Origin of the sequence: Haloferax sp. S1W (assembly GCF_044593955.1) — an archaeon.
In the GTDB taxonomy this organism is placed as follows: domain Archaea; phylum Halobacteriota; class Halobacteria; order Halobacteriales; family Haloferacaceae; genus Haloferax.
In genome coordinates, this window is record NZ_CP172596.1 from 194,874 (window position 1) to 214,690 (window position 19,817).

Annotated in this window: 16 protein-coding genes; 8 read left to right on the top strand and 8 right to left on the bottom strand. The window is 61.0% G+C overall.

The window, feature by feature from the left end:
• Positions 1 to 152 precede the first annotated feature (152 nt).
• Complete coding sequence (locus ACH9L7_RS17045) at positions 153 to 1,373, top strand: DUF6498-containing protein (RefSeq protein ID WP_396613338.1); 1,221 nt, start codon at positions 153 to 155, stop codon at positions 1,371 to 1,373.
• Between the two features lie 102 nt (positions 1,374 to 1,475).
• Here ACH9L7_RS17045 and ACH9L7_RS17050 read toward each other — a convergent pair whose 3' ends face one another.
• Positions 1,476 to 1,652, bottom strand: a complete 177-nt coding sequence (locus tag ACH9L7_RS17050) for a hypothetical protein (protein WP_396613339.1) — start codon at positions 1,650 to 1,652, stop codon at positions 1,476 to 1,478.
• A gap of 184 nt (positions 1,653 to 1,836) precedes the next feature.
• Between ACH9L7_RS17050 and ACH9L7_RS17055 the strand changes: the two genes are divergently transcribed.
• Positions 1,837 to 2,454: an HAD family hydrolase gene (locus tag ACH9L7_RS17055; protein WP_396613340.1), complete on the top strand. Its 618-nt coding sequence runs from the start codon at positions 1,837 to 1,839 to the stop codon at positions 2,452 to 2,454.
• 100 nt (positions 2,455 to 2,554) lie between these two features.
• Here ACH9L7_RS17055 and ACH9L7_RS17060 read toward each other — a convergent pair whose 3' ends face one another.
• Positions 2,555 to 2,986 (bottom strand): DoxX-like family protein, encoded by a 432-nt coding sequence (locus ACH9L7_RS17060; protein ID WP_396613341.1) that lies wholly within the window; start codon positions 2,984 to 2,986, stop codon positions 2,555 to 2,557.
• 233 nt (positions 2,987 to 3,219) lie between these two features.
• Here ACH9L7_RS17060 and ACH9L7_RS17065 point away from each other — a divergent pair, with 233 nt between their 5' ends.
• Positions 3,220 to 5,004, top strand: coding sequence for a PAS domain S-box protein (locus ACH9L7_RS17065; protein ID WP_396613342.1), 1,785 nt, complete (start codon positions 3,220 to 3,222; stop codon positions 5,002 to 5,004).
• A gap of 205 nt (positions 5,005 to 5,209) precedes the next feature.
• The gene (locus tag ACH9L7_RS17070) at positions 5,210 to 5,962 is read left to right on the top strand and encodes a GNAT family N-acetyltransferase (protein ID WP_396613343.1); all 753 of its coding nucleotides are present in this window, start codon (positions 5,210 to 5,212) and stop codon (positions 5,960 to 5,962) included.
• A gap of 15 nt (positions 5,963 to 5,977) precedes the next feature.
• Here the strand turns inward: ACH9L7_RS17070 and ACH9L7_RS17075 are convergent, their stop codons facing one another.
• Both ACH9L7_RS17075 and ACH9L7_RS17080 read right to left on the bottom strand, forming a co-directional pair.
• Complete coding sequence (locus ACH9L7_RS17075) at positions 5,978 to 7,627, bottom strand: Coenzyme F420 hydrogenase/dehydrogenase, beta subunit C-terminal domain (protein WP_396613344.1); 1,650 nt, start codon at positions 7,625 to 7,627, stop codon at positions 5,978 to 5,980.
• On the bottom strand, positions 7,617 to 9,323 hold the full coding sequence (locus ACH9L7_RS17080; protein WP_396613345.1) for a nitrite/sulfite reductase: 1,707 nt from the start codon (positions 9,321 to 9,323) through the stop codon (positions 7,617 to 7,619). Before ACH9L7_RS17080 ends, ACH9L7_RS17075 begins: the two co-directional genes overlap by 11 nt.
• A 369-nt stretch (positions 9,324 to 9,692) precedes the next feature.
• Between ACH9L7_RS17080 and ACH9L7_RS17085 the strand changes: the two genes are divergently transcribed.
• Both ACH9L7_RS17085 and ACH9L7_RS17090 read left to right on the top strand, forming a co-directional pair.
• Positions 9,693 to 13,463 (top strand): glycoside hydrolase family 97 catalytic domain-containing protein, encoded by a 3,771-nt coding sequence (locus ACH9L7_RS17085; RefSeq protein WP_396613346.1) that lies wholly within the window; start codon positions 9,693 to 9,695, stop codon positions 13,461 to 13,463.
• Positions 13,464 to 13,640: 177 nt separating this feature from the next.
• Entirely contained in the window at positions 13,641 to 14,489 is an 849-nt protein-coding gene (locus tag ACH9L7_RS17090) for a hypothetical protein (RefSeq protein WP_396613347.1), read from the top strand.
• Between the two features lie 10 nt (positions 14,490 to 14,499).
• Here ACH9L7_RS17090 and ACH9L7_RS17095 read toward each other — a convergent pair whose 3' ends face one another.
• Positions 14,500 to 14,805: a DUF2249 domain-containing protein gene (locus ACH9L7_RS17095; protein WP_396613632.1), complete on the bottom strand. Its 306-nt coding sequence runs from the start codon at positions 14,803 to 14,805 to the stop codon at positions 14,500 to 14,502.
• Between the two features lie 93 nt (positions 14,806 to 14,898).
• Between ACH9L7_RS17095 and ACH9L7_RS17100 the strand changes: the two genes are divergently transcribed.
• Complete coding sequence (locus ACH9L7_RS17100) at positions 14,899 to 16,014, top strand: TIGR04053 family radical SAM/SPASM domain-containing protein (RefSeq protein WP_396613348.1); 1,116 nt, start codon at positions 14,899 to 14,901, stop codon at positions 16,012 to 16,014.
• Between the two features lie 66 nt (positions 16,015 to 16,080).
• A complete protein-coding gene (locus ACH9L7_RS17105) occupies positions 16,081 to 16,623 on the top strand; it encodes a halocyanin domain-containing protein (protein ID WP_396613349.1) in 543 nt (180 codons plus the stop codon).
• Between the two features lie 127 nt (positions 16,624 to 16,750).
• On the opposite strand, the gene ACH9L7_RS17110 is transcribed toward ACH9L7_RS17105, so the two are convergent.
• From ACH9L7_RS17110 to ACH9L7_RS17120, 3 genes are all read right to left on the bottom strand, one after another.
• Positions 16,751 to 17,056, bottom strand: coding sequence for a cupin domain-containing protein (locus ACH9L7_RS17110; RefSeq protein ID WP_396613350.1), 306 nt, complete (start codon positions 17,054 to 17,056; stop codon positions 16,751 to 16,753).
• Positions 17,053 to 17,280 carry a DUF2249 domain-containing protein gene (locus tag ACH9L7_RS17115; RefSeq protein WP_396613351.1) on the bottom strand — a complete coding sequence of 76 codons (228 nt, stop codon included), beginning with the start codon at positions 17,278 to 17,280 and terminating at the stop codon, positions 17,053 to 17,055. The genes ACH9L7_RS17110 and ACH9L7_RS17115 overlap by 4 nt, the downstream gene beginning before the upstream one ends.
• A gap of 162 nt (positions 17,281 to 17,442) precedes the next feature.
• A complete protein-coding gene (locus ACH9L7_RS17120; protein WP_396613352.1) occupies positions 17,443 to 19,731 on the bottom strand; it encodes a nitric-oxide reductase large subunit in 2,289 nt (762 codons plus the stop codon).
• Between the last annotated feature and the right edge of the window lie 86 nt (positions 19,732 to 19,817).

The following is a 19,817-nucleotide window of genomic DNA, read 5'->3' on the forward strand; positions in this document are numbered from 1 at the left end:
GCGATTCTAGGCGGACCCGGAAGCGCGGTTCTAGAACCGAGGGCCCCGGAACAAGGCCGATTTTTTTGCTCCATTATCGACCCCGAACAGCGAGATGACCGGCAACAGACAGGTAGGTACTTGTGTCTCGATTGTCGTATTTATTTCAGAGGATGACCGACCACAAGTACCGACGAACACTGGCCGCGACGGTACTGTCGAATCTGGTGCTTCTCGCGGGCGTGTTCGCGTTCGGTTGGGACCCCCGCCTCGTTCTCTTGCTGTACTGGTTCGAGGCAGGACTCGCGGTTGCTCGGGAGGCCACCCAGTCGTTGTTTGCCGCCCTCCCTCCATCTGAAGCGTACAAGCCGACCGGGACGAGAGCGCCCTTCCCGCTCAAGCCCCTCGCAGATGTCCACGGTGGCGTCCGCCTGGTCCGTTGGCTCCCCGCCATCTACCCGCGGAACATTCCGTACATCCTGCTAACGCTGTTCCCGCTCGTCGCCTTTTGGCCACTCGGCGGGCTTCTGTTGACTGGTGTTCTTGGACCCTTCGTCGAGACGTTCGTCCCGCCAGCGACGCTCGCCCTCGGCGCGCTTGCCGTGCTCGTCAGTCAGGTGTTCCAACTCACAGATTGGCTCAACTCGGGCGAGTACGAGACGGTTGCCGCGACCGGTGGCGGGTCCAAAAAGTATCTGATACTCGTATTCGTGCTCGCGTTCGTCGCACCGTTCGTCGTCGGAAGCATCGAGGCGGCCGGTGTCGCACAGACCGGTCTCGGCCTCGTAGTCGTCGGGTCGAAGTCCGTCTACGACTACGTAGAGCTTCGGCACCCTGGCTTCATTCGGTCGACGGTATTCACAGACGAGACGGTGGGTGAGGAATCGACCGTCGAGGTTCCTGACGGAGAACCGATTGCTGTGTTCAGCACTGACCGCCGCGCTGAGTTCGTCTCCTCGGTGTTCAGTGGCGTCCTCTTTTCGTTCTTCGGCCCGACGCTGTTTGTCGTCCTCCTCGGTGGCCTCGCCGGGTTGCTCGTTGGCGGAGGCCTGTTCGGAACACCCACTGGCCCGGCCATCGGGGCGGCGATTGGCGTCACGGGGGTCGTCGTCAGTCGAGTGCTCGCAGAATTCGTCGTCGGATGGGTCGTCGGCGCACACCTCGTCTACCGCGTCTATCCGGACGCCGTCGTCGCCTACAACACACTGACCGACGAGGCGCAATGGTTGGTTCCCCGCGAAGAGATTTCGGACGTGTCCATCTCCAACGGTCCACTCGCTACCGTTCTTCCCGAGTGGTACAGCGCACTGCGAATCGAGAAGTACGGAGGCGAGAGCCGAAAGCTCGCGTACTTCGCAGATGTCGATTCGGTCGCAAAGCTCCTCGAAACCTGATTGGTGCGAGCGGAGTCGTCCAGCGGGAAAAGAGACGATTTCGGTAGAGAGACGGAGAGGACGACCGCGGTGAGACCCGTGGCCGCAGTCAGTATTGGCGGCTCAGTTCGCGTACCAGTTCATCGCCGCGGCACCGAAGCCGATAGCCGCCCCGCGGAGGAGCGCCCCTCCCACGGAGGTGTCGAGGACGACGACGTTCGCCACCGTCACGGCAAGGACCACACCGACGAACAGGAGTACTGCGTACGTCCACGTTCCGGGCTCGATGTCGAGAGGCATATTCGACTTCGATGTCGCCGCGGTTATCAATCTGTTCCCATGACATGAAACACTCACAGGCCGGAATCGGTATTCGCCCGTATTCTCCGTCAACCACGGGTTCTAAGCTGATTGTCAGATGAGGTAAACTATGGAACAAATCGAGGCAATTCTGTTTGATCTCGACAATACGTTGGTGCAATATGTGAGGTCTCCCGGTGAAGTGCTCCGGGCGTCGTTCGAAATCGTCGGGATTGAACCGATGTTCTCGGTCGAGGAATACTATGACCGGTACGACGAGTTTGCTGAGCAATGTGATTCGATGGACGAACTCCGTGCTGAATGCTTCGTCGCACTTGCTGACGAGAACGGGTACGATGGCCAACTCGGGCGAGACGTTGCGGACGCATTCAGTGCCGAGCGTGACCAGACGAACGTCGAGTTACTCCCGTCGGTCACTCGCGTGTTGAACGAAGTCAGCCAAGAGTACCGGCTTGGTATCGTGACGAACGGTGCACCGGACGCACAGCGACAGAAAATCAACGCTGTGAACCTCGAACGGTGGGTTGAGACAATCGTTGTTGCGGGGTACGACGTGCCGCCGAAACCCGACCCAGAACCGTTTGAACGAGCGATGCAGTCACTCGATGCAACACCTTCGACCACAGTGCACGTCGGAGATTCATTGGAAACGGATATTGCCGGTGCATCTGCTGCCGGTCTTGGCTCCATCTGGATTTCTGACAGTGATGCAACTGAGGAATACACTCCGACTCACCGAATCGAATCTGTCGGCGGTCTGTTGTCTCTTCCGTGGATATAGCGGGTGACATCTGGCATCCCCCAGTACTGGCCGGGCCACATTTGGTCGAGGAGACGGATTACTCGTGACGACTGTACTTCGCGCCGGGTACGTTTCCGGCCTAACGTGAGTCCGTCTCAGCTTCTGGCTGCGTGTACCACCACGCCCACGCAATCAGGACGCCCTGAAGTGGAAGGCGGAGCCACAGCGCGGCCTTAGACAGCCCGCGACGGGCTGGCGACACGCTATCGAGTACGACGTCGCTCGTCGCCATATAGACGTTTGCAGGGAACACCGCGACTAGCAGGCTGATGAGTCCCCACGCCGAGGCGCGTTGTGTCCGACGAAACAGGACGCCCACGCCAAGGACGATTTCGGCGAGACCAGAGATGTAGACGAGCGAGCGCGCCTTCGGAAAGGCTGGTGGGACGACCCGTTCGTACACGTCGGGAACGACGAAGTGCAACACGCCAGCACCGACGTAGAGCGCGCCCATCACGTATCGAAGCACGTCTTTGAACCGAGAGAGCGTTGGCTTGATGGCGAGAACCATGTCGATTCTCTGTTAGTCTGGCGGTCAAAGAACGTTGTCACCTTCTCACTGTGGGTGAGGGCGTCCACGACTCCGAACTGTCGGAACGAGTATAAAACGCGTTCCCCAAACCGCGACACAACACACAACCTCGGCAAACGCTGTCGGTCTGAATCGGGTCCGTAGCGGTGGTTCACAATCGTCTGAAACGCACCGAATGTTTATATCCAAAACAGCCTACGAATGGGACACACATGACAAATTCGGGAGAGAACGCTGTGGGGGGGTTCTGGCGGCACCTCAACGAGGCCGCACTGGTCGTGGAAAAGCAGACGGGGACCATCCACGACGTGAACGAAGTCGCGCTCGACCACTTAGGCTACCGTCCTGAGGAACTCGTCGGTCGAGCGCTATCGGAACTCGTCCTCGGCGACGAGGACACATCGGTCTCCACCCTCCTGCGCAACGGGGAGAGTGGCCACACTCACGTCTCGTTTCGCTGTGACAATGGCACCCGCTACCGGGCTTCTGTCTCTGTTTCGACACTCTCACAACCGAACGACGACCTCCGGTTGTTACTCGCTCGGGAGACACCCTCACCGCCATCGAAGCGTACGACAGACGAATCGACCGTCGTCCTGAAGACAATCCTCGAAAACCTCACGCTCGGCACGCTCGTCGAAGACGAGAACCGCGACGTGCTCATGGTGAACGAAGCACTCGGCGACGCCCTGGGAGTTCCGCTCGACCCAGAACAGATGATTGGACGCGACTGTGCCCAGGCAGCCGAGGAGATGAAGGGACTGTTCGCCAATCCCGAGCGATTCGTCCGCAGCAACAACGAGTTCATCGACCAGCGTACCCCTGTCCGAGGGCAGGAACTCGACCTCGCAGATGGCAGAACCGTCGTTCGAGATTACGTCCCCTATCAACTCCCCAACGGCGATGCAAATCTATGGATTTATCGAGATGTCACGGCCCAGAAGCGCCGCGAGCGTGAGCGAGAACGGCATCGGAACCTGCTCAGACAGCTGCAAGAGGTGGCCGAAATCGGTGGCTGGGAAATTGATTTCCGGACAGACGAACTCACATGGACGGACAAAACGTACGAGATTCTCCGCCTCTCACCCGACGAAGACATTGATTTGCAGACGGCCATCGAGTTCTATCATCCAGACGACCGCGACACGATACGGGAAGCGTTCGAAAAGCTTCGGTCCGACAACATACCCTACGACCACGAACTCCGAATCGTCACGACTGACGGCCAAGTGCGGTGGGTACGCGCTCGCGGCGAACCGTGGATTGTCGACGGCGAGACCGTGGGCGCTCGGGGGACGTTTCAAGATATCACCCCACGGGTCCGCCGTGAACGGCGAGTCAAACAACAGCGCGACAGCCTCGAAGTGCTTAACCAGGTCATCCGCCACGACATCCGGAACGACCTCCAGTTAGTACTCGCATATGCCGACCTCTTGGGCGAGGAGGTTGCTGACGAAAACGGACACCTCGACCGTATCATCTCGGCAGCGCGTCACTCGGTCGAAATTACGGAGAACGCACAGACAATGTCCGGGATATTCCTCGGAGAAGACCACGAACTCACGCCGACTAGTCTCTCAGCCATTCTCCGGAAGGAACTCACGAACGTACGTTCGACGTACTCAAACGCGACAATCGAGATAACCGAACCGCTCCCCGAAGCGACGGTGTGGGCGAACGAGATGTTACAGCCGGTTGTTCGGAACCTCGTCGGGAACGCAGTCCAGCACAACGACAAAGAGACGCCCAAGGTGACGGTCGAAGTAGTCAGAGCGAATGGCCACGTCCAGTTACGCGTCGCAGACAACGGCCCCGGCGTCCCGCCAGACCGACGGGAAGCCGTGTTTGGGAAAGGGAACAAAGGACTGGAGAGCACCGGGACCGGTCTCGGCCTGTACCTCGTGAAAACAATTGTCCAAGAGTTCGACGGCACAGTCTGGGTCGAGGACAACGACCCGGAAGGCGCAGTGTTCGTCGTCGAACTTCCAGAGCGGTGACCGACGGAGAAACCGCCCCGAGGTTCGATTTATCCGTTTCAGTCGAGGAGTAGTGTGACCGCAGCGCAGCGCCTCCCTGAGAACACATCCAATAGTATTGCGGTTCGTCAATCTTTCCGCTCGAACAGTAACGTAATATGAAACACCTGCGCGAAAAATGGTCATTTGCGACCACTTTTTTATGCTACCAAACCACACACAGTCTATGGACATCCGCGAGGCGACGACGGCAGACATCGACGGCATCCGAGACGTTGCGCACGACTCGCTCGTGGCGTCGTACGCCCACGCGCTCGACGAGACAGTCATCGAGAACTCGGTCGACGAGTGGTACGGAGACGACATCGCTGCCGAGTTAGACGACGAGAACGCGCTCTATCTCGTCTGTGAGGACGATGAAGACATCGTCGCCTTCTCACAGAGTTACCTGAGTGGCGAAGGCGGCGTGACCGGTCAAATCAGTTGGCTACACGTGCACCCGGACCACCGCGACAGCGGTATCGGGGCGCGACTGCTCACCCGAACCGAAGAAGCGCTCGTCGACCGCGGTGTGACTCACCTGACCGGGAAAGTTCTGGCAGTCAACGAACCGGGGGCCGAGTTCTACGACCACCACGGCTACGAGGAAGTCGAGGGTCGTCAAATCGAACTCGGCGGGGAGCAGTACGACGAACGAGTCTTCGCGAAGTACCCCGGAACCGACGGCGAGGTCGCGGCTCCGCTCGACACCTATACGATAGAACGCGGGACCGTCTACGTGGCTTTCGACGAAAGCGACCGTGGTTCGAAAGCACCGTTTTACGCAAGCTACATCGACGAAAACCGTACTGAACGCTACGGCTACTTCTGTGGCAACTGCGAGAGCTTCGAAGTGACGATGGACTCGATGGGGAGAGTTCTCTGCAACGAGTGTGAGAACAAACGCCGTCCCTCGCGCTGGGACTCGGCGTATCTCTGACAGACCACGCTTCGATTAGTGGTCTGACTCGTGGGGATTCAGTACCACGTCGTACTGTTTGGCGTGCTCTGTGTAGTCGATGAATCGCGGGGCGTCCGGGTCGAAGGGACGTTGCAGTGAGTTGAAGGCCTTCTTTTTGTCCCACGATTGCAGACCACCGATAGCCGAGCGGTCTTCCAGGTCGTGGTAGTCCAAGTCGGTTTGGGTCAGGTTCCAGGCGTTCAGCCCCTGTTCAGTGCGAATGATGACGCTTGAGTACTCGTCGCTGGAGCCAACCGAGCCAACGGTCAGGTCGGCACAGTAGCCGGTGAAGTCCGCGCACTCGTCACACCCTTTCAGTGCCGCGCCGTGGAAGTCCGCGATGTCCTCCTGAAGAATCATCTCGCCGTCGCGGTCGTAGACCATCAGCTCCCCGTCGAGGACATCCATCTTCCCGATTTCTTCGGGTGCAATCCCGCGCTTCGATTCGAGTTGTTCGCCGATGAGGCGCTCGTAATTGAAGTTCTTCGTACACATCAATGCAATCGTGTAGTCGATTGCTCTGATGCCCGCCTCTTGGCTGGCGTAGTCCCATTCGAAGTCTTGCAGGGCGCGGATACCTTCGATTTCGCAGGGTGTCCCGACGAGTGCGAGCGAGAGGTCTTCTGGGTCCTTCTCGGGGAGCGTTTCGGCCCACTGTTCGGTGTCCAGATTCCCGAGCGCCATCGTCTGGTTGTAGAAGCTCCCCGCGTTCGCGATGAGTTCCTCGGGCGTCGTCGCGAGGAAACTCTCTGCCTTCCAGGGCTCGTCTTCGCTTTCGGTTGCGATGAGCGCCCCATCGATTTCGCCCGCTTCGAGCAGGTGGATGAGAACGCTCGTGACGAGGCCACCGTCTTGGGCGTTCTCTCGCCACTCGTCTTCGACTTTCGCGGAGAACTCGGTGATTGGGTCACCGGCACCCGTCACGTTGTCCTCACCGCCGGTTATCTTCCACTGACGTTCGTACCGGAGGCCGCCACGCGGACAGAAGTCCCAACAGAGCGAACACCCAGTACACATCTTCACCAGTTTGGGAAGCCCGTCGTCGCCGATTCCGATAGAGTCCGACGGGCAGGACGCGACGCAGGTGCCACACTGGATGCACCGCTCCGCCTGGATAACGGCCGCGTCGAGTTCCATGAACCACGTCTTGTCGTCCGGTTCGTCGATGTCGTTCATCTCCTGACGGATGGTGTACCCCGGCGTGTCGAGTTCGACCCCCTCGGGAACCTGTACACGCCTGTCCGGGCGGCCGTCAGAAACGTCCTGACTCTTCCCCTCGGTAGGCGGCGTGAATTCGAGGTCCGTGAGGGTTCCCTCCCCGTCGACGTTGCTCGGACGGGCACCACCGTCAGCAGCGGCCGTCCTCGCTGAGCCACCAGTACCGCCGCCACACCCACACTCACGACCACAACCACAGCCCTCAGTAGCTTCGTTGCTTCCGCTTCTCCCGGACCGCCGTCGATATTTAATCGGCTTCAACTCCGAGTCGTACGGCGGTTCCGACTTCGTCGGCCGCCCGTTTTGGTGCGAGTTACCGACACCACCATGTCCTCGGTTATCCTCGTCGTTGCGCTCGGTACCGCCCGTTTTCGGCACGTGCGGTAACGGCATCTCGGACTCGTCTGGGGAGTCCTCAGCCGTCATGGGCAACCCCTCCGGAGACGTTGGCGTTCGCGCGTCGCATACTCGTTCGAAGCCGGTCGTTGTCGACGCGTCGAGTCCACTCGTAGAACTGCTCACCGGGGTCGCGCTCTGCGGCGAAGTCGTCGAATAGCTGTTGCAACGCCGGAACGACGGCCCGTGCAGGGACCGCGTGTTCGACCCAATCGAGGAACTGGTTGTCGGTGCCGAGACTGCCGCCGAGGCCCACGTCCATGCCCTCGACGATGGTGTCGCCCTCCTCGTTCGTGGTCTCCTCCGGGTCGTCCACCACGACTGTCTCACCCCGGAAGCCGATATCCGCGATTTGTGGCTGTGCACACGAGGCCGAGCACCCCGACATGTGCATCCGAACCACGTCGAGGTCGTCGGGCGTGTCGATTCGGCGGTCTAACGCCCGCGCCCAGCGGTAGACGCGCTTTTTCGTCTCGATGATGCCGTAGTTGCAGAACTCCGAGCCAGTACACCCGACAACGCCGCGGGCGAACGGACCGGGGTCGTGTTCGTACTTTCGGGCGAACGGTTCGTTCAGCAGTGCCGAGAGGTTCGCTTCGGGAATGTGCGTGACGAGGAAGTTCTGGTCGGTCGCCAGCCGAACCGAGGTGTCGTCAGTCCCGTATTTCGTGGCCGCTTGCGCCGCTGCGACGAGTTCGTCGCCGCCCATTCGCCCGGCGATAACGTTGAAGCCGACGTAGAATAGGCCCGCTTCTCTCTGGGGATGGACGCCAACGTGGTCGCCGCGGTAGCCCCGAGTGAGGTCCCGGCCCTGCGAGTAGAGTGGAACGTCACACCGGTCGCGGACGGCCGCTTCGAAATTCTCCGGCCCCATCTGCTGGACGAGGTAGCGCATCCGACAGACGCCGCGGTTGGTTCGGTCGCCCAATTCCTTGAACGTCTGGGCGACTGCACGACAGAACTCCACGGCGTCCTCGGGCCGGACGAACACGTCGATGTTCGAGGCCATCCGCGGACCATCCGAGAGTCCGCCGCCGACGCGGGCGTGGAAGCCGTATAGTTCCTCCCCGTCGATTTCCTTTCGGGCCGGAACGAGTCCGACATCGTTGATTTGGGACTGGGCGCAGTCCTCTCGGCAGCCCGTGATAGTCAACTTGAACTTTCGCGGAAGGTTGGCGTACTCTCGATTCTCCGTGAAGAAGTCCGAGACGGCGTCGATAACCGGCTGCGCGTCGAAGCACTCGTGGTCGTCGAGGCCAGCCGCCGGGCAGCCAAGGACGTTGCGCGCGGAGTCGCCACAACCCTGAATCGTCGTCAACCCAACCTCCTCGTACGCCGCCCAGATTTCGGGGACGTCCGTAACCTCGATCCAGTGCATCTGGATATCCTGGCGAGTGGTGATATCCAGAAACGCGTCGCCCCAGATTTCATTTTGTTCTTCACCGCCGAACTCCTCGGGCGCAGTGGCGTACTCGTCGGCGACCATGCCGATGACCGCGGCCTGTTCGGGGGTGAGAAACCCACCGGGGACCTTCGTTCGGAGCATGAAGTAGTCGTCGTGGCGTCCGTGGGCGTACATCCCGGCCCACTTCAGTCGCTCCCACTCACCGTCGCCCGCCCGTTCTTCGATTTCCTCGAACGAGAGGTCACCGTCCGCGTACTCGTATACGTCCTCGATTACGTCGAGGGGGTGTTTCTCTTGTTTCCATCGTTCAACCGCATTCATTGTGGCCACCTGCCACACTCCACGGTACCAAACACCATGCCAAGTGCTATTGCTGGTATTTCTGCCCGTGACGTGTGCACCTCTCGGTCCCGAGATGGCGCGTCGTGCCGAACGCTCTCGTCCTCTGCTCGGACCTCAGTCACGTATACGCCGGAGAAGATTGTAGGCTTCCGTCGGGAAAACCGGTGAATATGTCTTCCATCTCAGACACGAGGTGCGTCGCACTTCCGGTGTTCTCGGCTCGTGCCAACCACTGGTTCGTCGGCGGTAGGACGCCCTTTCCACCACATCCCGGCGGGGTGTGAAACTACGAATACATATTTCTTCGCCATTAGAATTTTCATTCATGATTGATAACAGGGGTTCAGGATGTCTGATAGACAACCACACCCAAACAGCGGTGAGCCAGAATTTAAACGACGACAATTCCTCGGCGGACTCACGTCGTTGGCCGCAGTATCGTCGTACACACTCGATGTTCCCAAGGCAGTCGCGTCAGCAGTCTCGAACGCTGACGACAGTCTCGTTCAAACTGTCTCATCACCGAGTGGGGCGGTCACTGTCGCGTTCGACGTGTCGTCGGGGACCCCCACCTACACCCTGTCGTACGATGGGCAGACCGTCGTCGAACCCTCGTCTCTCGGGTTCGAGTTCGAGGGTCAACCCGCATTCGGGACCGACCTCACGGTCACCGGAACCGAGCGCAGAACAGTAAACGACCACTGGACTCCCGTCTGGGACCAATACGACGAAATCCGCGAGCACTACACCGAACTCCGTGTGGGTCTCGCAGAAACTACCGACCCCGGGCGGACGCTCACAGTCGAAATTCGGGTCTTCGACGACGGAGTCGGTCTTCGGTGCGTATTCCCCGAGGACAGTGGCTTCGGCGACTTCGTACTCTCCGGCGAAACGACAGAGTTCGCGTTCGCTGGCGACTACACCGCGTGGTGGGTCGAAAACGACTTCAACAGCTACGAGTACGGGTACAAGGAGACACCGTTGAGCGAAATCGGCGAGCGAAGTCCCTTCGGCGGGGCGCACACGCCGCTCACGATGAAAGCCGACGACGAGACCTACCTGAGCGTTCACGAAGCCAGTCTCGTCGATTACGCGGCGATGGCGGTCGAACCCACGTCCTCCGGGTCGACGACGTTCGAATCGGTGCTCGCACCACTTCCTGACGGGACTAAAGTGACGGCGTCAGCACCGCACGCAACCCCGTGGCGCACGATTCAGGTCGGGTCGAGACCGGGCGACCTCGTCGAATCGAACCTCGTCGTCAACCTCAACGAGCCGCACGACCCCGCGGACTTCCCCCACGGAACCGATTGGATAGAACCGCAGAAGTTCCTCGGCGTGTGGTGGCTCATGATTACCGGACGGGCCGACTGGGAGTACCGCGGCCCCGAAACCGGAAACCACGGCGCGCAGACAAAGCGCATGAAACGCTACATGGACTTCGCCAGCGAACACGGCATTCCGAGCGTCCTCGTCGAGGGGTGGAACGAAGGATGGCACACCTATCCCGGTGACGGCAGCGCCATGGACTTCGACGAGTCGTACCCGGACTTCGACATCGAGGCGGTGACAGACTACGGGCGAAGTCTGAGCCCACCGGTCAGGATGACCGCACACAACGAAACCGCGGGGAACGTCTCGAACTACGAGTCGCAACTGGAGTCCGATTCGAGTCCGTTCGCATTCTATGACTCGCTCGGCATCCACTCGATAAAGACGGGGTACGTCGCCGACAGCGGCGTCACCATCGACGGCGAAACCTACAATCACCACTGTCAACCCCTCGTCAACCATCACCGACTCGTGTACCGAGAGGCGGCCAAACACCGGCAGATGCTGGAGATTCACGAACCGCTCAAGCCGACTGGAGAGCGCCGGACCTTCCCGAACGTGATGACGAGAGAGGGTGTCCTCGGACAGGAATACGACTCGTTCGGGCGGGTTGGCCCATCGCACCACGTTACGTTCCCCTTTACCCGGATGCTCGGGGGCCCTGTCGAGTACACGCCGGGAATCTTCGATATGGACTCCGGGTCCGGTGGTATCGAGACGACCCGCGCGAAGCAACTTGCCATGTATCCGACGTACTTCAGCGGTCTCCAGATGGTCGCCGACCTCCCGAGTTCGTACCTTGCCGACCGCGATTCGACCCTCGAAGTCGGAGGCGTCGGACAGGCAGAGGACGCGGAACGAGACAGCTTTTCGACTGCCGCGAAGTGGGCCGGTGCATCCGGTGGCAAGTACGTCCCTGTCGACCCGAACACCGTCGACAGCGGTGCCTCGCTCTCGTGGACCGTCGAAAGCGTCCCAACCACCGGCGAGTACGACCTCCACCTCCGTTATGCGAGCGACGCGACGAAAAATGCCGTTCCCGAGGGAACACCCCGGACTGCAACCGTACTCGCCGGTGAAGAGACACAGCAGGTGACGTTCCCACCGACAGCGTACTGGGACGAGTGGGATACGGTTTCAGTCAGCGTCTCGCTGTCGACCGGTACAAACGAGGTCACCGTCACACTCGGAGACGACGATACGGGCGGCTTCAACCTCGATTCAGTGGCGGTTACGGAAACTGGTTCGTCGATGCCTGAACCCGAGACCGACCCGACCCTCGGACCGACCGTCGAGGCGTTCGACTTCGTCGAGTCGGTTCCGGCCGGGCCGTGGGACGAGACCCGCGTCCTCGACGCCGAAATCGGTTCGTACTCCGTCGTCGCACGAAAGCAGGGAGACGAGTGGTTCGTCGGTGCCATGACCGACGAAAACGGTCGTGCGCTCGAAATTCCGCTCGACTTCCTCGATAGCGCGCCGGGAGCACGCGAAGGCCACACGTCGAATCCGGAGAAGTCGAACGGGAAGAGTCACGGCAAGGCGAATGGAAAGGCACGCGACACGTCGAACGGCAAAGGACACGCGAATTCGAACGGCAAAGGCCACACGAAAGGAAAGTACGTCGCAGAGTTGTACTCGGACGGCATCGAGGCAGCGTACGATGCAAACCTCGAAGCGGTCCGCGTCGACGAAGCACTCGTCACGGCCGAGACGACGATTCTCGCTTCGATGATAGAGACCGGTGGGACGGCGATTCGCCTCAGACCGGCCACCAACGAGGATTTGGAACGTCTTCCGGAGTATCAGCGCCCGGAACAAGATGTCGATATCTCCATTCAGGACAATCCGTTCGTCCGAGCGACGTTCGTGACCGCGACGGGGTCGAACACCGGGGACTACATCGGCGGCACGACGGTCGAAATCGTCGTCGACGGCGAGGTCGAGGCGACCTCGAACGTTCGATTCCCTCCAGCGTCGGCCGACCAACAGGACACGCTCTCGTACACCATCGACACGCCCGGAACCTACGATGTCGCCGTCCGAACCACGGACGGACAATCGCTCGCCACCGAAACGGTGACAGTCAAACCGCCGGAGACTGTCGCGACGCTGTCGGACCCGACGGGCGACGACGACGGTCCGGGTGCCTACACGTATCCGACCAACGAGGCCTTCAAAGACGGGGCGTTCGACCTGGAGTCGGTCACGGTCGAACAGACGCCAGACGAGTATCTGGTGACCTTCGAAGTCGAGAACCTGTACAACGCCTTCGGCAGCGGCCGTGGGTTCTCGCCGCAACTGTTCCTTCTGTGGGTTCGCAACCCGAGTAACTCCGGCGGGACCGAACAGAGTCTCGACGACCTCGGTGCGAACGTGTCGTTCGAAGCGCCGTGGCACTACCGCCTCGAAGTAAGCGGCTTCACGAAGAGCGCCGTCGACGCGACAGGGACTCCCCTCACCGACGAATCGGGAAGCACCGTCGCACTCACCGAGGAAGTCGACACTGAGGAGAACACGGTGACACTCATGCTCGACCGAACAGCCTTCGGCGGCGTCGACGCGAACGAACTGGAAATCGTCGCCGTGGTGCAGTCCGAAGACCGCGGCACGCTTCGCCCGGTCAGAGAGGAACGCGGTGGGTACGTCTTCGGCGGGGCGAAGTCGGGTGCAGTCGACGATGCACCGCTCATTTCCGACCTCATCGTCCCCGATGGGGAGTCGCAGTCGTCTGTCCTCGATTACGCCGACGGTAGTCCGGCGACGCTCCCGTACGTCTCGCTCGACTGAGTGCTATCGCGGCTATCGCCGTGGAGTATTATTTTGTATCTACCCCCATTCAACCGGTCGCCACGGCTCAGCAGAAACTGTTTTGTTACTAACTATTGAGTGGAGAATAATGCCCTCCAAACGAACCAGTTGCAAAGTGAGACGACCGCAGCGCCACACGAGAGAGGTGTCGAACTGATGCCGCGGTTTACACAGCGCGTCGCTGACGGGTGGGAGCGTGCGCTCGATGCGGCCCCACTTACCCTGATTCCCATCTTGTTCACGTGTCTGGAAATAGACGAGATACGCTCGGTTTTCGCACACGGTGGCGTGTACTTCGGGGTCCAGTTCGGACTCCCCCACGCAGTCGGAACGATGTGGACCTTCGTGAACGCGCCCAGCACCGGATTCACGGTCGATTACGGCGTCGCTGACGGGATGACATCGACTGTTCTACTCATCGGGGCTGCAACAGTCGTCGTGAAAGCTGCACTCACGGCGGGGTACTTCGGGAGCGTCGCGGCGTATCTGGAACGCGGAACCTACGACTTTCTCACCCACGTGCGTGCCTACTTCGTCCCCTTTCTGCTCTGGGGTGCACTCCCGCTCGTCGTCTTGCTTCCGCTCGGAGTCAGCGTCGGATTCCGTCGCAGTGGTTTCGGAGGCGACGTACTCGCGTTACTGCTCGGCGCGATGCTCGTGTTTTTCGGCGCGGCGTACCTGTTTTACGCCACGCCGTATCTGCTCGTTCTCCGAGAACTGGGTCTCGTGACGGCGCTGCAAGAATCGTACTCGCTAGCTGTTCGCGGCGGCCCGTACACAACCTACTTCCTCGGGTACGTCGCGTTCACCGCGTGCGTCTCGCTGGTCGCATCCGCTATGGTGGTCAACATCCCGGTCGTCGGACTGCTCGTCGGCATCGTCATCTGGAGCGTCCTCGGGCTTGCACTGAACATCGCGACGATGCGGTTCGTCGCCGACATCGACCCCGAGTCGCCGACACTCGTCGAGTGGGAACCATCCGACGGCGACAGTCCCCGAGCGTAGGTGTAGGCGTCTACGGCCGCCAAATCGCCGTCACGGTTCCGTCGTCGGTCTCGACGGTCCGGTAGTCGAATCCACGGTCGTCGAGTTTCGGAAACAGGAACTTCGGCGCACGGTCGTTGAGTTGGACGAAGACCGTCTCCGGGTCGAGTTCCGCGAGACTGTTCATCGTCTTCGTCAACGGTTCCGGCGGCGGGAGGTCGCGCGCGTCGAGGAATTCGACGGCTCTCCCGGTCGGTGCATCGGTCTCTCGCAGGAACGGTTCCACATCCATGTTCGGAAAATCGGCGGGAAATCGTAGATACTTCTCCCCGAAGATGTTCGACGCGACGTTGCTCCGACGAACCCGGACGAACGCCGAACATGTTCGCCACGTGGTTCACTGGGTGTCGGGCGAAACAGTCGGGTGATTATGTCTCGTCCATCTCGCGGACCGGACCCCACCGCAATCGACACGAGTCGCCGCCCGTTCGTCCTCGTGTGGGAAGTCACGCAGGCCTGTAACCTCGCGTGCGACCACTGTCGCGCAGACGCGACGCCGACGCGGCACCCCGACGAACTGACCACCGAAGAGGGAAAACGACTGCTCGACGAGGCACGCGAGTTCGGGCCGGGGCAACTCGTCGTTCTCTCGGGAGGCGACCCACTGGCACGACCGGACCTCACGGAACTGGTGGAATACGGTACCGAACGGGGGCTTCGAATGACGTTGACGCCCAGTGGGACCTCATCGCTGACGCCGGAGACGGTTCGTGACCTCGGTAATGCCGGGATTCAGCGACTCGCACTGAGTATCGACGGTGGAAGTCCAGAAGCACACGACTCGTTCCGCGGCGAGGACGGGAGTTTCGAGCAGACGGTGCAGGCGGCCCGTGCGGCGCGGGAGGCCGGTGTCCCGCTCCAGATAAACACGACCGTGTGCGCGCAGACGGCCGACGAACTCCCGGTGATTCGTGACCTCGTGGCAGACCTCGACGCGGTGCTCTGGTCGGTGTTCTTCCTCGTTCCAGTCGGCCGCGGGCGCATCCTCGACCCGGTGACTCCCGAGCGTGCCGAGCGAATCCTGTCGTGGCTCACGGAGGTGAGCGAGGAGGCGTCGTTCGGCGTGAAGACGACCGAAGCGCCACACTACCGTCGTGTTGCGATTCAACGCCGGCGGGACTCGACCGATGCACCGCAGTCAGATGGTATCGGCCGACGATTGGGCATCATCGCCGGGAACGGCTTCGCCTTCGTCAGCCACACAGGGGATATCTACCCGTCGGGGTTCCTCCCGAAGTCAGTGGGGTCCGTCCGCAAGTCGAGTCTCGTCGAACGCTACCGCGAAAGCGACCTGTTTCAGTCGCTTCGGGACCCCGACCAATTCAGCGGAAAATGCGGGGCGTGCGAATTCCGGCACGTCTGCGGTGGAAGTCGGTCACGGGCATACGCTCACACCGGCGACCCGCTGGAGAGCGACCCGCTGTGCGACTACGTGCCCGCCGAATACGACGGCCCGATGCCGGTCGGCCGGGCGAGTGACGATTGACGAGACACACCCCGAACATATTCGGGATAATCGTCTGCTTGACGCGGCGACGACGAACAACTGACGATGTCATCCAATGGACTCAGCCGACGGCGGTTTACCGCGCTCGTCGCAACGACCTCGATTTCTGCCGCACTGGCGGGCTGTACAGGTTCGAGCGGAGATTCGGCCTCGGAAGAACCCGAAGCGACCGAGACGGCCGCACCCGAGAACACAGAGACAAGCGACTCCACAAGCGGTTCCGGCGGGGAGTCGGGAGACACCCAGAACTTCGACGGGTGGTTCGACGATGTCGAGAATTTCGACGGCGTCGTCGACAAGACCAGTTCCGACGCCGCCTCGGTCGAAGTCGGCACCGAAGCGAACGGCGGGGCGTTCGGATTCGGTCCCGCGGCGGTCCGCGTCTCGACGGGAACGACAGTCACGTGGGCGTGGACCGGTCAGGGCGGCACCCACAACGTCGTCCACACAGACGGTGACTTCGAATCTGAACTCGTCGGCGACGAAGGCCACACCTTCGAACACACCTTCGAGAGCGCAGGCGTCTACACGTACTCCTGTGTCCCCCACGAGACACTCGGCATGAAAGGCGCTGTCGTCGTCGAATAGACGGCGCGTCCGATTCGAGCGAACTGTTCGAGAAGCATACAATTTTTACAAATTTTACAATTTGTGGAGTGTGTAGGCATTTGTGACTTCGCACACAGCCCAGAGTTCCTCGGCCGTGTTCAGATTTCTACTCCGCGTGCGCGGCAAGGATGACGAGCGCAGTCGCGTCTGTCACAGCGTCGATTGCAATCGTCTCCGTCCCGGAGAACCGAATCAAGTCGTCGGCCGAGAGCGTGTGGGTGTCCTCGGAGATGTGTACGTCGAGTTCACCGGAACGGGCATAAAGGACGATATCCCGACCGGGGTGGTCGTGCGGATCGATTTGGTCGCCAGCGTCGAGCAATAGCCGAATGACCTTCGGTTCGTGCTCGGAGAAGACCGGGGCGTGCGTCTCGTCCGGAAGGTCCGAAAGGGAGGTGACAGTAGTGTTCATTGCTTGGGGAGGACCGCGACGAACTCGTCTTCGGCCACCTGTTCGAGGTCGTATCCACCAGCATCGAACTCGTCGACTTCGGCGACAAACTGATAGTACAACGGCCGCGGGTCGTGGTCGTTTACGAGAACCAGCGACTCGCCGGATGCAAGGTCTTCGAACGTGTCCAGTATCTTCGGATGACGCTGTGCTGGTTCGAGGTCACGAACGTCAAGTCGGGTCATACGAGTCGAGGTACCATTCCCCAACCCCTCACGGTTGCCCCGAACGTGTTCGGTGGCGGCGAGAGGCGGAAACGGGTCGAGGCGGGGTGTCGGAGAGGAAAAGGAGAGGGGATGGGTCCGGGAAGGGGAGAGGAAAAGGAGGAGTACTTCGCGTGCGCGAGGTTAGTCGTCGTCGGCCATGACCTGTTCGGAGACGGGCGTCCGAGCAGGCGTCTCGCTCGTGTTTCTGAGGACGAACCGCTTTTTGACGACATCGTACGCGAACACGATGGTCCCGGCGATGAGGAGTGCGTCACCAGGAAGTCGCGCCCAGAACAACGTCTGCACGAGACCGCTGTTGTAGAATTCGAGGCTGCGGGACGCGGCGTAGCCCTGCGTGAAGGCGACTTCCAACTGGAGGAAGCCAACCGGCAGGAGCGACGCCACGACCATGAGCGCGAGGCCCGCGTTCCAGAGCCAGAAGGCCCAGCGGAGACGACGCTCGACCCACTGGCCGGGGTCGACAGTCAACCGGAGCATGTAGGTCGCCATGCCGAGCGCGAGGAACCCGAAGGCACCGAACATCGCGGCGTGGGCGTGGGCAACCGTCAGGTAGGTCCCGTGTTCGTAGTAGTTCACGAGCGGGAGGTTGATGAAGAACCCGAGGACACCAGCGCCCACGAAGTTCCACACACCGCTCGCGATGATGAACATGAACGGGAGCGTGTAGGGGAACGACTCGCCGCTTGTCGCAAGCGTCCGGTACTCGTTCATCGCCTCGAAGAGGATGAGAACGAGCGGGACGAGTTCCAGCGTCGAGAAGATACTTCCGAGCGGCAGCCACACGTCGGGCTGACCGACCCACCAGTAGTGGTGCGAGACACCGATAACACCGGTCCCCATCACGAAGAGCGCCTCGAACGCCACCGCCTTCTCGGCCGACCGCCGGGACAGCAGGTTCATGCTGACCAGCGTGAGCGAGACGACGGCGATGATGAAGAACTCGAAGGCACCTTCGACCCACATGTGGACGACCCACCAGCGCCAGAATTCGGTCGTTACGATGTTCGTCTGCGGCGTGTAGAAGAGTCCGGCGGTGAAGAGGAGTGCAATCGACCCACCGGCGTAGAGTATCATGTGCGCGAGGCCGTAGGGTGCTTCCTTATCGAGAAGCGGTTTGAACCCGCGTGCGGCGAGAACCGCCCAGATGAGGAAGCCGGCGAGGAGACCGAACTGCCAGAACCGACCGACTTCGAGGTACTCTAGCCCCTCGTTTCCGAGAATCCACCAGAGTTGTCCGTCGATGTACCCGTTTGCGCCGAGCCAGATACCGGTCAGGCCACCGACGGCGACCACGACCAGCGCGACGAGCAAGCCGTTGACGTACCGGTCTTGGTCCGTCGGCTCGTGGCCGGTCAAAAGCGGCGGGAGGAACAACCCGGCACCGAGCCAGAGGGTTGCAATCCAGAGGATTCCAAGGTCCAAGTGGAGCGTCTTCGCTATCGAGAACGGAAGTATCGAGAGGAAGTCGATGCCGAGGAGTTCGCTAAGTCCGAAAAAGCCGTCGCGCTCGATGTAGTAGTGCGCGAGAAGTCCCCCAAAAAAGACCTGCACGACGAACAACAACGCCGCGATTGGGATGTAGCGGCTCGCTGCTCGCTGACTCGGCGTCAACGAGACGTCGCGTGGGTGCGGTACGTCGACCACACCGGTCTTGGGTTCCGGAAGTTCCACCGACTTGTAGAGCCAGACGCCGATACCAGCGCCAGCGACGAGAAGCACCATGGCGATGACGCTCCACGTCATCGTGCCAGCGGCGGGTTCGTTACCCGCTGCGGGTTGGTACGGCCACTCGTTCGTGTACGAGTGGTCGCTTCCCGGCCGGTCGGCGTGCGAGAACCACGCAGTCCACATCGCGAAGTCGGCGAGGTGGCGCGCTTCCGCCTCGTCACTCACGGTTCCTGCTGGGATACCGCGTTCGAGTTCGCCCTCGTGGTACAGTTCAACGTACCGCTGGCGGACCTGCTCGTGGGCGTACACTTCTGCGGCCGAGTATTCAATCGTCCCTTCGCGTCCGACCGCCGAGTCGAGTTCGCGGCGAACCTGGTCGCTAACCGCCGCCTTCGCGTCGGCATCGAGGTCCGAGAAGGACGTTCCGTGCTGTTCTTGCGCGTAGTAATCGCGCATGTACTCGACTTTCATGTCGAGTGCTTCCGCGGTGAGGTCGGTACCGAAGTACGCGCCGTTACCCAGTATCGACCCGTGATTCATCAGACCGTCCTGTTGGAAGACGACCTTCCCCTGGCGAATGTCGGCACCCGTTGCCAGCGATTCGCCGTCCGGACCGACCACCTGGTCCGGTATGGGCGGTGCCTGCTGCGCGGAGTACCACGCTCCGAGACCCATGACGACGAGGTTCACGACGAACACTGCCGCCAAGAGCCTCCAGAGGGTTTGTCGAGAGACTTTCATGCAAGTGGGCGTTCGAAAACAGAGAGAAAAAGGGGAGATGCCGACTACCAATCTCCGGACACGGGGCGAAGATGTTCGGGTGCATG

Excerpts from the sequence above, each read along its gene's own strand:
- ACH9L7_RS17045 (WP_396613338.1), top strand. The coding sequence starts at position 153 with ATGACCGACCACAAGTACCGACGAACACTGGCCGCGACGGTACTGTCG.
- ACH9L7_RS17050 (WP_396613339.1), bottom strand. The coding sequence starts at position 1,652 with ATGCCTCTCGACATCGAGCCCGGAACGTGGACGTACGCAGTACTCCTG.
- ACH9L7_RS17060 (WP_396613341.1), bottom strand. The coding sequence starts at position 2,986 with ATGGTTCTCGCCATCAAGCCAACGCTCTCTCGGTTCAAAGACGTGCTT.
- ACH9L7_RS17065 (WP_396613342.1), top strand. The coding sequence starts at position 3,220 with ATGACAAATTCGGGAGAGAACGCTGTGGGGGGGTTCTGGCGGCACCTC.
- ACH9L7_RS17070 (WP_396613343.1), top strand. The coding sequence starts at position 5,210 with ATGGACATCCGCGAGGCGACGACGGCAGACATCGACGGCATCCGAGAC.
- ACH9L7_RS17075 (WP_396613344.1), bottom strand. The coding sequence starts at position 7,627 with ATGACGGCTGAGGACTCCCCAGACGAGTCCGAGATGCCGTTACCGCAC.
- ACH9L7_RS17080 (WP_396613345.1), bottom strand. The coding sequence starts at position 9,323 with ATGAATGCGGTTGAACGATGGAAACAAGAGAAACACCCCCTCGACGTA.
- ACH9L7_RS17085 (WP_396613346.1), top strand. The coding sequence starts at position 9,693 with ATGTCTGATAGACAACCACACCCAAACAGCGGTGAGCCAGAATTTAAA.
- ACH9L7_RS17090 (WP_396613347.1), top strand. The coding sequence starts at position 13,641 with ATGCCGCGGTTTACACAGCGCGTCGCTGACGGGTGGGAGCGTGCGCTC.
- ACH9L7_RS17100 (WP_396613348.1), top strand. The coding sequence starts at position 14,899 with ATGTCTCGTCCATCTCGCGGACCGGACCCCACCGCAATCGACACGAGT.
- ACH9L7_RS17105 (WP_396613349.1), top strand. The coding sequence starts at position 16,081 with ATGTCATCCAATGGACTCAGCCGACGGCGGTTTACCGCGCTCGTCGCA.
- ACH9L7_RS17110 (WP_396613350.1), bottom strand. The coding sequence starts at position 17,056 with ATGAACACTACTGTCACCTCCCTTTCGGACCTTCCGGACGAGACGCAC.
- ACH9L7_RS17115 (WP_396613351.1), bottom strand. The coding sequence starts at position 17,280 with ATGACCCGACTTGACGTTCGTGACCTCGAACCAGCACAGCGTCATCCG.
- ACH9L7_RS17120 (WP_396613352.1), bottom strand. The coding sequence starts at position 19,731 with ATGAAAGTCTCTCGACAAACCCTCTGGAGGCTCTTGGCGGCAGTGTTC.